Source organism: Kitasatospora sp. NPDC057512, assembly GCF_042802135.1.
GTDB lineage: Bacteria > Actinomycetota > Actinomycetes > Streptomycetales > Streptomycetaceae > Kitasatospora.
The window spans coordinates 1-12,101 of record NZ_JBHVET010000188.1 but is presented as its reverse complement, the minus strand read 5'-3'; the positions used below and the strand labels follow the sequence as shown (position 1 = coordinate 12,101).

Sequence of the window (12,101 nt, the reverse complement as noted above, 5' to 3'; positions counted from 1 at the left end):
GCCCCCAGAAGCGGTTGAAGCCCTGGACGAAGAACGGGACGCCGAACACCCCGTCGTCGCAGATGTCCTTGAGCCGCAGGGCCCCCTGCCGGCGCAGCTCCGGGTCGTCGCTCGCCCCGGCCAACTCCGCCGGGTCGAGGCCCAGTTCGGCCCCGATCCCGGCGATGACGGCCCGGTCGCAGATGTCCCGGCCCTGCTCCCAGCGGGCCCGGTAGGCGGCCGCGACGAACTGCGGGCCGCGACCCCCGCGCACGGCCCGCAGATAGGCCAGGTGGGGGACCTCCCACACCGGGTCGCGGTCCACCGGCCAGCGGAACGCGACCCCGCGCGCGGCGGTGAGGCGCCGCACGTCCTGGAGGACGTACAGGTGCTTGGCGCGGGACATCGCGGTGTACGGGAACGAGCCGCCGAGCTCGGCCAGCAGCCGCTCGCTGGTGGGGTCCGGCTCGAAGAAGGGCCGCCACTCCACCGCCCCGGCGACGTCCGGGTACCGCTCCAGCAGTTCCCGGTAGGCGAGCCAGGAGTACGGGCTGCGCAGCGAGAAGTAGAACCGCGGAGCCTTGCCGGAACCGCTCACAGGACGAGCCCGCCGTCGACGCCGAAGACCTGCCCGGTGATGTACGAGGCGCGGTCGGACAGCAGGAAGGAGACCAGGTCGGCGACCTCCTCCGGGCGGCCGAGGCGGCCCAGCGGGATGCGTCCGGTGAGGTCGGCGCCCTCGGCGAGGGCGGAGGTCATGTCGGTCTCGATGAAGCCGGGCGCCACGGAGTTGACCCGGATGCCGCGCGGCGCGACCTCCTTGGCCAGCGCCTTGGAGAACCCGATGATCCCGGCCTTGGACGCCGAGTAGTTGGTCTGGGTGGCGTTGCCGTACACGCCGGCCACCGAGGACATCGTGACCAGCGCGCCGGCGCGGCGCTTCATCATCGCGAACACCGCCGCCCGGCAGACGTGGTACGTGCCGTCCAGGTTGACCCGCATGACGTCCTGCCAGGCCTGCTCGGTGAGCAGCACCAGCGGGTTGTCCCGGACGATGCCGGCCGAGGAGACGACCGCGTGGAGCGGCCCCAGCTCCTGCTCGGCGGCCTTGACGAAGGCCTCGGCCTGGGCGCGGTCGGCCACGTCGACCCGCCGGGCCAGCACCCGGGCGCCGGCCGCCTCGGCCTCCTTCGCGGTCTCGGCCGCGGCCTCCTCCCGGGACTGGTAGCAGAACGCCACGTCGTAGCCGTCGGCGGCGAGCCGGGCCACCACGCTGCGTCCGATGCCCCGGGACCCTCCGGTCACCAGGGCGACCCGTCGTGCGGACATCAGGACCTCCCGTCGGTCGTGCTTCCGTCGGCCCGGAGGACTTCCGCCGGGCGCAGCGCCAGCGTCAACTGGCCGACCTCCAGCACCGGGTGGCCGTCCACGGTGCTGCGGCCGGTGGTGATGAAGGAGTCGCCGAGGGCGCGGACCATGGTGACCTCGTGCACCAGGACCGAGCCGGGGCGGACCGGGCCGAGCACCCGGACGTCCCGGGTCCGGGCCAGCAGCACGACCTGCCCGTCCAGCACGTTGGCGTTCGGCCGGTCCCAACAGGACAGCAGCACCGCGCACTGCGCCCAGGACTCCAGCAACTGGCCCAGCGGGTAGTCGTACTCCTCGTTGGGGGCGTCCTCGGGCACGTCCCGGTAGGCGGGCTCGGCGAGGGTGACCGCCTTGTACGCGACCAGCCGGCGGCCCGGTTCGATCTCGGCGATCCGGTCGACCAGCAGCGCGGGGTGGCGGTGCGGGACGACCGAGGTGATGGCGGCGATGTCCTTCACAGGGCCTCCCGGGGGTAGAACAGGGTGATCTCGGCGGCGAGCCGGTCGTCGGCGTGGACCTGGGCGCAGACCCGGGCCCCGTCGTGGTCGCGCTGGATCCGGGCGTCGACGGCGATCTCGTCGCCGGGCCGCACCGGGCTCAGGAAGCGCGCCCGGGTGAGCTCGGCCCGGCCGGGGCCGGGCAGCGCGGCCGCGGCCGCCAGCTCGTGGACGTACTGCACCAGGCCGAAGCCGGGGACCACCGGCAGGCCGGGGTAGTGCCCGCGCAGGAACGGTTCGTCCGCGGTCAGCACGACGGTGCCCCGGACGTGCCGTGCCACCGGCTCGCCGGCCGTGCCGGGGGGCTCCGGGCGGCCGTCCGGCTCCGCCACGGTCAACGCTGTGAGCATCATGGTCTGTCCTTCCTCTGTGTCCGGGCCGGCCGGGCCCGCCCTGTCCGGGGCGTGCCGTGACCGGGCCCGTTCGTGCGGCTCGTGCGGGGCCGGGCCGCCGCGGTCAGCCGCCCAGGAGCGCGCAGCCGACCGTGCCGTCCCGGTCGACGCAGGTCACCAGAGCCAGCCCGCCCTCGGGCAGCCGGCCCTCGCCGGCCGCGGCCAGCACCGCCGCCAGCTGGAGGCCGGTCGCGGCCGCCGAGGCGTCGCCGAGCAGCGGCCGGCACCGGAGCCACTGCGGCTCCGCCCCGGCGGGCAGGGCCGCGCGCACCGCCGCCTCCTCGCCCGGGGCGCCGAGCGGGGCCGCCAGCCGTACGTCCCGGCCGTCCACGCCGGCCTCGGCGAGCGCCGCTCGCACGCAGTCGGTCAGCGCCCCGGCGGCCTGTTCGGGCCGGTGGTAGGCGCGGAAGCGGGTGCCGAGCAGCCGGGCCAGGACCGGGCGGTGCGCCGCGCGCGCCTGCTCGGCGGACTCCAGCAGCCAGGCGACGCCGCCCTCGCCGAGCGGGGTCCGGCCGTCCTCGCCCGCGCTGTGCCACTCCAGCCAGGCGCGCTGGACCGAGTACTCCTCGGCGGCGCCGCACAGCACCCGGTCGCAGTGCCCGCCGCGGTACAGCCGGGCGGCGTAGCCGAGGGCGAGCAGGCCGGCCGACCAGCCGCCCGCGATGGTGCTGTTGGGGCCCTTGATGCCGTGCCAGATCGCGCACTGGCCCGCGGCCCGGTTCATCACGGTGTTCGGGAACCGGGCCGGGTCGACCAGGTAGGGGCGGTCGCCGGTGAGCGAGTCCCTGGTGAAGTCCATGATGCTCTGCACGCTGCCCGAGCCGGTGCCCAGGACCAGGCCGACCCGTTCGGGGCGTTCCAGCAGGCCGGGCCCGCAGCCGTCGAGCAGGGTGCCGAAGGTGTGCACGGCGAGCGCGGTGACCCGGTCCATGGTCCTGGTGCCCTTGCGGCCGAGGGCGGCGGCGGCGCTGAAGTCCGGTACCAGGGCGGCCTGTTCGTAGGGTCCCGGGTACGCGGTGCGGTCCAGTGCGGCGACGGCGCCGGCGCCCGCCCGCAGGCCCGCGCCGAAGGCCCGCGCGCCGACCCCGAAGGGCGAGACCGCCGACCAGGCGGAGAACACCGGCTCGGGCACCGCCCGGTCCGCGCCGGCCGGCCGGGCCCGGGCCCGGCTGTCGGTCGCCGTCATGCCCGGCCCCGGCCCAGGGCCTTGCCCGCCTTGCCGGTCAGGGCGTCGGTCAGCCGGTCGTCGAAGTCGACCAGGCTCCAGTCGCGGCGGTTCTCGATCACCGCCCAGCCGTGGGTGATCCGGCCGGTGGCGGTCGGCACCAGGACGCCGTCGCGCAGCACGTAGGCGTCCATCCGCGCGGTGTAGGTCAGCCGCTTGAAGACGTTCTCGACGGTGTAGACGGTGTAGAGCGTCTCCTCCATCAGCGCCTCGTCGAGGAGGGTGATCCGGGAGTGCGGGACGACCGGGATCCAGTCCTGCTCGTCCAGCAGGGTCTTGATGGAGACGCCGCGGTCCGCCAGGAAGAGGTCGACGACCTCCTCCATCTGCCGCAGGTACCCGGACATCTGGACCCGCTCGGTGAAGTGGCAGTAGAAGTACGGCATCCGCCACGCCCAGCCGAAGGCGTTGCGGCCCGCCGTCAGCTGTTCGAGCGGGTCGGTGCCGGGCTCCAGCGGGACGGGCGCCGCGCCCGCGCCCAGCCGGTCGACGGTGAGCCCGACGAGCTCGGCGGGCGGTTCGGCGACGGCGTGGCCGCGCGGGTCGGAGCGCAGGTGGACGGTGGCCTTGGCGGCGACGGCCTTCACGGTCTCGCCGGAGCGCTCCACGGTCAGCTCCACGCCCAGGCGCAGCCCGCCGCCGTCCTGGGCGGGCAGCCGGCGCACGGTGGCCGTCACCACGTCGTCGATGTGCAGCGCGGTGAGGATCTTGGTGTCGAGATCGGTGAGGTCGACGCCCAGGCCGTACCGCTCGAAGAGCTCCCCGGGCGGGAACCCGTGCTGCCGGGCGTGGTCGTAGACCGCCTCCTCGACCAGGTAGTTGACGTGCTTGAAGCCGATCCAGGTGCAGATGTTCGAGCCCTCGTAGCGCGGGCGGAGCTGCACCCGCGTGGTCGGGTCGGCGGCGGGGGCACTGCTGGTCATGGCAACTCCTGGGGTGAGAGGGTGGTGGCGTCGGCGTGCGGCGCCCCGGGCGCGGCGGCGCGCAGGAACTCGCACACCAGCCGGGTGACCAGGTCGGGCCGCTCGACCATCGGGAAGTGCCGACAGCCCGGCAGCAGTTCGTACCGCGCCCCGGGCACCCGGGCCGCGAGGGCCAGGCCGTCCTCGGGCCGGGCGGCGGTGTCCCGCTGCCCGGACAGCACGAGCAGCGGCGAGCCGACGGCGCCGAGGTCGAGCGTGGGGGAGCGCAGGTAGGCCTCGAAGAACCGCATCCAGCCGTACGGCCCGACCTGGTCGCGCAGTTGGCGCGCCATCCAGTCGCGGTGGGACCGGGCGAACCGCGCGGTCTCGCCGACCTCCAGCGCCTCCTCGAAGACGCGGTGGAAGTCGTTGAGGTAGTACGAGATCACCGACCAGTCGAAGTCCTTGGGGCTGGGCCGGTAGAAGGGGCTGATCAGCACGGTGGGCCGGGGTGCGGCGCGGCCGGCCGCGGTCGCCTCGACGACCAGGTTCGCCGCGTACGAGTGGGCGACGACGGCGTCGAAGCGCTCGTCCAGCAGCTCGACCAGGAACCGGCCGGGGTCGGGCCGGGCGGCCCAGCCGTCGCCCTCGGACTGGGCGCGCCACGGCAGTTCGACGTCCCACAGCTCGAAGGCGGACCCGGCCCGCCGGACCAGCGGGCTCCACACCGAGGGCTTGCCGCCCAGGCCGTGCAGCAGCAGCACCCGGACCGGGTCGGGGTCCTCGGCGGCCCTGCGCAGCCGGGGGGTGGGCGCGCTCATGCGTCCGGGTGGGCTCGGTACGCGCCGAGGATGAGCACCGCGTTGTTGCCGGCGAAGGCCAGCGCGTTGTTCTGCACGATGCGCACCTCGGCGGGGCGGGCCCGGTTGGGGACGGGGTCCAGGCCGCACTCCGGGTCGGTCTGCCGGTGGTTGATCGTCGGCGGGATGAAGCCCTCCTTGATCGCCAGCGCGCAGGCGGCGGAGGCGAGGGCGCTGGCCGCGCCCATGGTGTGGCCGAGCATGGACTTGATGGAGACGGTCGGCGGCGGGGTGGCGAACACCTGCCGGATCGCGCCCGCCTCCGTCACGTCGTTGGCCTTGGTTCCGGTGCCGTGCGCGGAGATGAAGTCGATGTCCTCCGGCTTCACCCCGGCGTTGCGGTGGGCCAGTTCGATGCAGGCGGCGAGGCTGTCCCGGTCCGGCGCGACCGGGTGGTGGGCGTCGCAGTTGAGCCCGTACCCGAGCACCTCGGCGTAGATCCCCGCGCCGCGGGCCAGCGCCGACTCCAGGCTTTCCATCAGCAGGATGCCGGCGCCCTCGCCGGTGAGGATGCCCTTGCGGTCGACGTCGAAGGGCTGGCTCAGCTCCGGCGCGATGGTGCCGAGCCGGTAGAAGCCGGTGAAGGTCTTGCGGCAGACCGCGTCGGCGCCGCCGGACAGGGCGACGTCCGCCTCGCCCGAGCGGATGGCGTCGAAGCCGGAGCCGATGGCGTAGTTGCCCGCGGCGCAGGCGGTCGCGATGGTGACGGCCTCCACGTCGGTGAGCTCCAGCTCGCGCACCACGCTGCTGGACAGCAGGCCGGCCGCCGACCGGCGGGCCACCACGGCGGGCAACCCCTCGGGTCCGTGGTGGAGTTGGTGCTCCGTCAGGGTGTCGAGGTCGCGCGACTCGCCGTCGGTGGTGCCGACCGAGACCAGGACGCGCCTGGCGCGGAGCTCCTCCAGGGCGAGGCCCGCGTCGGCCACCGCCATCCTCGCCGCCGCGACGGAGAACTGGCTGGCCCGGCCCAGCGCTTCGGGATCCCCGTGCTCGATCCACTGGGCCGGGTCGAAGTCGTCGATCTCGCAGCCGTTCGCGTGGGCGTAGCCCGTGGTGTCGAAGGACGTGATCGGCTTGACGCCGCTGCGGCCGCTGCGGAGCCCGCCGAGGAACTCGGCCGCCCCGGTGCCGATGCTGGTGACCGCGCCCAGCCCGGTGATGACGACCCGGCGCGGTTCCCGGTCTCCGCTGCCCACCATTGCTGACTCCGTTCTGTCGACTCGGCGCTGCGGCGGGCTACTTGGACAGGCTCTCCTGGACGACCGCGACGACGCCGTCCAGGTTGACCATCCGGATCAGCTCGGCCTGGTCGATCTCGATCGCGAAGGTCCGCTCCAGCGAGGAGAGGATCTCGATGGCGCCCAGCGAGTCGGCGTTGTGGTCCTCCTTGAACCGGCTGGTGTCGGTGACCTCGTCGGCCTCCAGTTCGAGGATGTCGCAGACGATCTCCTTGATCTGGGCGCGCTGTTCGGTGGTGACGACCGCGGTGCTGGGCATTTCGCCTCCCGGTGAGGGGGTGGATGCGACAGATGATGATCTGAATTCTTCTCGCCCGCGCTGACGGGCAACTGACGTGCAGCTGACGGTCGTTGATCGGCTTGACAGTGCTCGCCAACACCTGTCAGTCTCAACTTTCAGGTAGGAGGAAGAGGGTGGGGGTGCCGACAAGCGCGGAACTACTGGCCCTGCTCGCCGCCGTCGGGCACACCCAGCGCCTGCGGATCATCGGCGAACTGGCGCAGGGCAGGGTCCACGTCAGTGAACTGGCCCGACGGCTGGGCATGTCCAGGCCGCTGCTCTACATGCACCTGGAGCGGCTCGAACACGCCGGCCTGGTCGCCGGCGCGCTGGAGCTCTCCGATGACGGCAAGGCCATGAAGTTCTTCGAACTCACTCCGTTCGACATCCGCGTCACGGTCGACACCGTCATCGCCGCCCTCCGGGAGGACCGGGCGCAGGTCGACGGGCGGAACGCGACGCCCGAAGGCAGCGACGCCTGAACGAGGCGCCGCCCGCAGGAAGGCGCGACGCCCGAAGGAACAGAAGGGACCCTCATGAGCGGCGGCGTGATCGCCATCGTCATCACACTGATCGTCATCGGCGGGATCAGCGTCAGCATCGTCTCGTACTTCACCCTCCAGCGGCACCGCGCGGACGCCGCCGCGATGGCCGCCTACCGGCAGCTGGCCGAGGAGACGCTGACCGGCCAGAAGCTGCTCCGGGGTGAACTGCGGGCGCTGACCGCCAGATTGGCATCGGTCGAGGACCTGCTGCGAAGCGTCGACGAACTCTGAACCATCCGTCCCACCCGTTCCACCCGCGCCGTCCGGCGCGCCATCCCGTCCCATCCGTCCTGGTCACCCACGGAGTCGCCATGACCACCGCCACCGTGCACGGCATCGACGATGCCGTGCGACTGAGGAACGTCTGCCGTGGCTACGGCAACGAGCGCAACCGGGTCGTCGCCCTCGACGACGTGTCGGTGGGCTTCGGCCGCAGCACCTTCACCGCGGTGATGGGACCGTCCGGCTCCGGCAAGACCACGCTGCTGCAGTGCGCCGCCGGGCTGGACCGGCCGGACTCCGGCTCGGTCTCGCTGGACGGCATGGAACTCGCCGGGCTCAGCGAGAAGGAGCTCACCAGGCTCCGCCGGGACCGGATCGGCTTCATCTTCCAGGCCTTCAACCTGCTGCCCGCGCTGAGCGTGGCCGACAACGTGGCCCTGCCGCTGCGGCTGGCCGGGCGCCGGCCCGGACGGGAGAGCGTCGAGCGGGTCCTGGAGCAGGTCGGCCTCGGCGCGCGCAGCAACCACCGGCCCGGCGAGCTGTCCGGCGGCCAGCAGCAGCGGGTCGCCATCGCCCGGGCCCTGATCACCCGGCCCGCGGTGCTCTTCGGCGACGAGCCGACCGGCGCGCTGGACACCCGCACCGCGGTGGAGATCCTGCGGCTGCTGCGCCAGGCCGTCCACAACGACGGGCAGACCGCCGTCATGGTCACCCACGACCCGGTCGCCGCCTCCTACGCCGACCGGGTGCTGTTCCTGGCCGACGGGCGGATCGTCGACGAGCTGAGCGGCGCCTCGGCCGACACCATCGCCGAGCGGATGACCCGGCTCGGCGCCTGGGGCGACAGCCCGGACACCCCGGTCGCCTCCGGCACCCACGGCACCCCGGTCGTCCGCGGCGGAGAGGCGGCCCGCTGATGTTCGCCCTGGCCCTGCAGACCCTGCGGTTCCGCAGGACGAGCTTCATCGCCTCCACCGTCGCGCTGTTCTTCGGCGCGGTCATCCTCACCGCCTGCGGCGGCCTGATGGAGACCGGCATCCGCCACCGGGTGCCGCCGTTCGCGGCCGTCCCGCCGGGCACCCAGCAGGCGGCCAGCCGGCTGATCTCGATGTCCGCGGTGTTCGGCGGGATCGCCGCGATGGTCACCGTCTTCATCGTCGGCTCCACGCTGGCCCTGGTGGTCCAGCAGCGCCTCGGCGAGATGGCGCTGTTGCGCGCCATCGGCACCCTGCCCGGCCAGCTCCGCCGGATGATCGTGGTGGAGACCCTGGTGGTCGCGCTCGTCGCCGTCGCCCTGGCCCTCGTCCCGGGCTACCTGGCGGGCGGGTGGATGCTGGAGCAGATCGCGGCCAGCGGCGTGGTCACGAAGGGGATCACCTACCGCGCCGGCTGGATCCCGATGGTCACCGCGGGCGGCACCTCGATGCTCGCCGCGCTGACCGCGGCCTTCATCGCCTCCCGGCGGGCGGCGCTCTCCCGGCCCGCCGACGCGCTCGCCGAGTCCCGCCTCCAGCACCGCTGGCTGAGCGGCCCGCGGCTGGCCTTCGCGGTGCTCTGCCTGGCCGGCGGCACCGCGCTGGCGGTGGTCACCGGCACCGTGATGAACGGCGAGGTCGCCGCCAGTACGGCCGGCCCCTCGGCGATGCTCTGGGCGGGCGGGATCGCGCTGCTCGGCCCCGGGCTGACCAAGGTGCTCACCGCGGTGTTCCACCGCCCGCTGCGCGCGCTGTTCGGCCTGACCGGGGACCTCGCGATGGACAACGCCCGGGCCCGCCGGATCCGGATCGCGGGCGCGGTCAGCCCGGTGATGCTGGCCACCGGGCTGTCCACCGCGCTGATCTACCTCCAGACCACGCTCTCGGCCGGCCAGGGCGGCGACGGGGTCGGCGCCTGGGTGGACTACCTGCTGGCCGGCAGCATCATCGCGTACGCGGTGATCTCCCTGGTCAACACCCTGGTGGTGGCCGCCGCCGAGCGCCGCCGGGAGTTCGCCCTGCAACGGCTGGTCGGCGCCACCCCGGGCCAGATCCTGGCGATGACCGGCATCGAGTCGCTGCTCGTCACCATCGTCGGCACGGTGCTGGGCACCTTCGTCGCCGCGGCCACGCTCGCCCCCTTCCGGATGGCGCTGGACGGCTCCTGGCTGCCCCGCGGACCGGTCTGGATCTACCTCTCGATCGTCGGGTTCGTCGGGGCGCTGACCGCCCTCGCCAGTGTCTCGGCCACCGGCGCCGCCCTGCGGACGCCTCCGGCCGAGGCGCTCGCCACCCTGTGACCGGCCCCGGGCCCGGACCGCTCCGGGCCCGCCCGGCCGGCCCCGCCCCACTGCATCCGGGGCGGCAGGAAGGACTCCAACTCGGCGAACTGGTCCGGGTGCTGGGTGACCCACGACCAGTACCCGGGGATCGTGCGGGCGTACTCGCAGTAGTAGCGGCGGAGCGTGGTGAGCAGTCTGCGCTGGATGTCGTCGGTCACCGAGTCGCTGCGCCACACCAGCAGCATGTCGGTGCCCTCGGCGACGGAGACCGGGACGAGCCGCACCTCGCGGGTGACGCCGGTGGGGGGCGTCAGCGCGGCGGCCCGGACGTCCCGGACCCAGTTCATCGCCTCGTGGTGGCCGTCGACGTAGTGCAGCACCTCCAGGTCCGCCCGGCCGACGGCGGCGAACAGCTGCTTCTCGATCGGGTGGAACCAGTGGTCGCGGGTGTAGCGGACCCAGCGCAGCGAGGCGAGCTGCGCCGGGCTCACCGACCCCTGGCCGACCAGCGGGTGGTCGTGCGGGAGCGCCACCCAGACGGGCTCCCGCACGATCACCGTGCTGGCCAGGGCGGGTTCGTCCGCCTCGGCCGAGGCGGCCAGCGCGACCCCGGGCACCATCGCGGCGTGCAGGGCGCCGCGGGACACCTGCGCGATGGCGGCGTCGGGGCTGAGCGTCTCGGTCTGCACCTCCTTGACCGGCAGGGCGGACTTGAGCGCGCTGCGCAGCGAGGGCGGCGTCCACTCGGCGTTCCCGAACCGGAACACCTCCGAGAAGTGCGCGGCCGCCTCGGCGATCACCCGGTCCGCGTGCTGGACGAGTTCGGCCAGAATCGGGATGAGCCTTTCCCCCAAGGCGGTCGGAATGGTTCCGGTTCTGGTCCGTACGAACAGCTCGCCGCCCACCGCTCTTTCGATCCGCTTCAATTGCGCGGTGAGGCTCGATTGCGGAAGGCTCAATTGGGCGGCGGCTCTGGAAATGCTGCCCAGCCGGTCGATGGTGGTAACGATCTTGGCATGCCTCAACTCAACGTCCACTGGGCCCCCGTCCGCGATTCCGACTTCCTCGCGTAGCCACCAGGAAAAATCCAAGGCGGTCGCCACGCTAACAGAGTGATCCTTGACCGTCCACAGTCGGAAGCTCCGCGAACGGCCGGGAGTCGGACGGGGGTCGGGAGGGGGTCGGGAGGGGGGGAAGCGCGGCCCGGCCGGCGACCGGAGACCGGCATTCCGGTATTCCGGTGAATTCCGGAACGGGCATATGCCAAGCGGAATCAGGCCGGTACGGGTCCGGCGAAGTCGAGCACCCGCCGCGGCTCGCCGAGCAGGTCGGCCTGCCGGAGGATCGCCTGGTAGGCGTGGTGCAGTGCGCGGCCGGGCTCCAGCCCCAGGTCGTCGGCGAGGCGGCGGCGGGTGCTGTGGAAGACCTCCAGCGCCTCGGCCTGCCGGCCGTCGCGGTAGAGCGCGAGCATCAACAGCTCGCTCAGGCGCTCCCGTTCGGAGTGCTCGACGGCGAGCTGCCGCAGCTCGGACACCGGGACGCGGGCCGAGTCCACGGCGAGCTTGGCGGCGGTCAGGTCCTCGTACGCGCTGATCCGGCGCTCCTCCAGGTGCGCCGCCCGGATCCGGCAGCGCAGCCCGTCGCAGGAGTCCATCAGGGCGCCGCCGCGCCACAGGCCGAGTGCCTCCTCCAGCGTCGCGATGGCGCGGTCCGGGTCGCGCCGGGCGAGGTCGCCGCCCGCGTCGGCGAGCCGCAGGAACCGGTGGGCGTCGATCGCGTCCGGCGGGACGTCGAGGAGATAGCCGCCGTTGGCGGTGCGGAGGGTTTCGTCGCCCTTGCGGCCGGTCACGGATTCCAGCAGCCGGCGCAGCCGGCCGACATTCGCCTGGAGGGCGTTGCGGGCATTGGCCATCGGCTGGTCGCCCCATAACTCGTCCACGATCTCGTCGAACGGGACCGGTATCCCCGGTGAGGTCGCCAGCAGGGTCAGCACGACGCTGGTCCGCTTCGACGCCATGGTGTAGTGCACGTTCTCGTGCGACAGGAGCAGCGGACCGAGAAGCTTGATTTCCACAGCAGCACCCCATGATTCTCCGAGCCGTCCAGGCGAGTCTGCGCGACGCCGGTGCGGACCGGGAGATACCAGCCGGGCGGGGCCGCCGGGGGCGGATGGTATGACACGCCCTGTGCATGACACCGGAGGGGCGCCGGGTCGACGGGGGAGCGCTACGGCGCCCCGCTCGGGGGCGGGGGCGCCGCCACCCCCCGCCACCCGGGACCGGGCGACCGGGACGCACCCTGTACGCGGGCCCCGATCTCTGTGTCGTATACAAAAA

Annotated in this window: 15 protein-coding genes and 1 pseudogene; 4 read left to right on the top strand and 12 right to left on the bottom strand. The window is 73.4% G+C overall.

Annotated features, from left to right (window positions below):
* From ACFU6K_RS15215 to ACFU6K_RS15175, 9 genes are all read right to left on the bottom strand, one after another.
* Positions 1–577: 2-hydroxychromene-2-carboxylate isomerase (locus ACFU6K_RS15215; RefSeq protein WP_380663281.1), on the bottom strand; the 577-nt coding region annotated here is incomplete at its 3' end.
* A complete protein-coding gene (fabG, locus tag ACFU6K_RS15210; RefSeq protein ID WP_049655090.1) occupies positions 574–1,308 on the bottom strand; it encodes a 3-oxoacyl-[acyl-carrier-protein] reductase in 735 nt (244 codons plus the stop codon). The genes ACFU6K_RS15215 and fabG, both read right to left, overlap by 4 nt.
* Positions 1,308–1,805: a 3-hydroxyacyl-ACP dehydratase FabZ family protein gene (locus ACFU6K_RS15205; RefSeq protein ID WP_380663279.1), complete on the bottom strand. Its 498-nt coding sequence runs from the start codon at positions 1,803–1,805 to the stop codon at positions 1,308–1,310. The genes fabG and ACFU6K_RS15205 overlap by 1 nt, the downstream gene beginning before the upstream one ends.
* Positions 1,802–2,197, bottom strand: a complete 396-nt coding sequence (locus tag ACFU6K_RS15200) for a hypothetical protein (RefSeq protein WP_380663278.1) — start codon at positions 2,195–2,197, stop codon at positions 1,802–1,804. The genes ACFU6K_RS15205 and ACFU6K_RS15200 overlap by 4 nt, the downstream gene beginning before the upstream one ends.
* Before the next feature lie 103 nt (positions 2,198–2,300).
* On the bottom strand, positions 2,301–3,422 hold the full coding sequence (locus tag ACFU6K_RS15195) for a beta-ketoacyl synthase N-terminal-like domain-containing protein (protein WP_380663276.1): 1,122 nt from the start codon (positions 3,420–3,422) through the stop codon (positions 2,301–2,303).
* Entirely contained in the window at positions 3,419–4,384 is a 966-nt protein-coding gene (locus ACFU6K_RS15190) for a hypothetical protein (protein ID WP_380663275.1), read from the bottom strand. The genes ACFU6K_RS15195 and ACFU6K_RS15190 overlap by 4 nt, the downstream gene beginning before the upstream one ends.
* Complete coding sequence (locus ACFU6K_RS15185; RefSeq protein WP_380663273.1) at positions 4,381–5,184, bottom strand: alpha/beta fold hydrolase; 804 nt, start codon at positions 5,182–5,184, stop codon at positions 4,381–4,383. Before ACFU6K_RS15185 ends, ACFU6K_RS15190 begins: the two co-directional genes overlap by 4 nt.
* On the bottom strand, positions 5,181–6,422 hold the full coding sequence (locus tag ACFU6K_RS15180; RefSeq protein WP_380663272.1) for a beta-ketoacyl-[acyl-carrier-protein] synthase family protein: 1,242 nt from the start codon (positions 6,420–6,422) through the stop codon (positions 5,181–5,183). The genes ACFU6K_RS15185 and ACFU6K_RS15180 overlap by 4 nt, the downstream gene beginning before the upstream one ends.
* Positions 6,423–6,459: 37 nt before the next feature.
* Entirely contained in the window at positions 6,460–6,720 is a 261-nt protein-coding gene (locus ACFU6K_RS15175) for an acyl carrier protein (RefSeq protein WP_380663270.1), read from the bottom strand.
* A gap of 161 nt (positions 6,721–6,881) precedes the next feature.
* On the opposite strand from ACFU6K_RS15175, the gene ACFU6K_RS15170 reads away from it, so the two are divergent.
* The 4 genes from ACFU6K_RS15170 to ACFU6K_RS15155 all read left to right on the top strand — a co-directional run bounded on the left by ACFU6K_RS15170 (position 6,882) and on the right by ACFU6K_RS15155 (position 9,783).
* Entirely contained in the window at positions 6,882–7,223 is a 342-nt protein-coding gene (locus ACFU6K_RS15170; protein ID WP_049652158.1) for a winged helix-turn-helix domain-containing protein, read from the top strand.
* Positions 7,224–7,277: 54 nt separating this feature from the next.
* The gene (locus ACFU6K_RS15165) at positions 7,278–7,517 is read left to right on the top strand and encodes a hypothetical protein (RefSeq protein WP_380663269.1); all 240 of its coding nucleotides are present in this window, start codon (positions 7,278–7,280) and stop codon (positions 7,515–7,517) included.
* An 80-nt stretch (positions 7,518–7,597) separates the two neighbouring features.
* Complete coding sequence (locus ACFU6K_RS15160; RefSeq protein ID WP_380663267.1) at positions 7,598–8,425, top strand: ABC transporter ATP-binding protein; 828 nt, start codon at positions 7,598–7,600, stop codon at positions 8,423–8,425.
* On the top strand, positions 8,425–9,783 hold the full coding sequence (locus ACFU6K_RS15155; protein ID WP_380663266.1) for an FtsX-like permease family protein: 1,359 nt from the start codon (positions 8,425–8,427) through the stop codon (positions 9,781–9,783). Before ACFU6K_RS15160 ends, ACFU6K_RS15155 begins: the two co-directional genes overlap by 1 nt.
* On the opposite strand, the gene ACFU6K_RS15150 is transcribed toward ACFU6K_RS15155, so the two are convergent.
* From ACFU6K_RS15150 to ACFU6K_RS15140, 3 genes and pseudogenes are all read right to left on the bottom strand, one after another.
* Positions 9,675–10,619, bottom strand: coding sequence for a substrate-binding domain-containing protein (locus ACFU6K_RS15150; protein ID WP_380663282.1), 945 nt, complete (start codon positions 10,617–10,619; stop codon positions 9,675–9,677). The genes ACFU6K_RS15155 and ACFU6K_RS15150 overlap by 109 nt on opposite strands.
* 3 nt (positions 10,620–10,622) lie before the next feature.
* A pseudogene (locus ACFU6K_RS15145) lies at positions 10,623–10,802 on the bottom strand (LysR family transcriptional regulator); the annotation flags it as partial.
* A gap of 236 nt (positions 10,803–11,038) precedes the next feature.
* Complete coding sequence (locus tag ACFU6K_RS15140; protein ID WP_380663264.1) at positions 11,039–11,839, bottom strand: BTAD domain-containing putative transcriptional regulator; 801 nt, start codon at positions 11,837–11,839, stop codon at positions 11,039–11,041.
* Positions 11,840–12,101 lie beyond the last annotated feature (262 nt).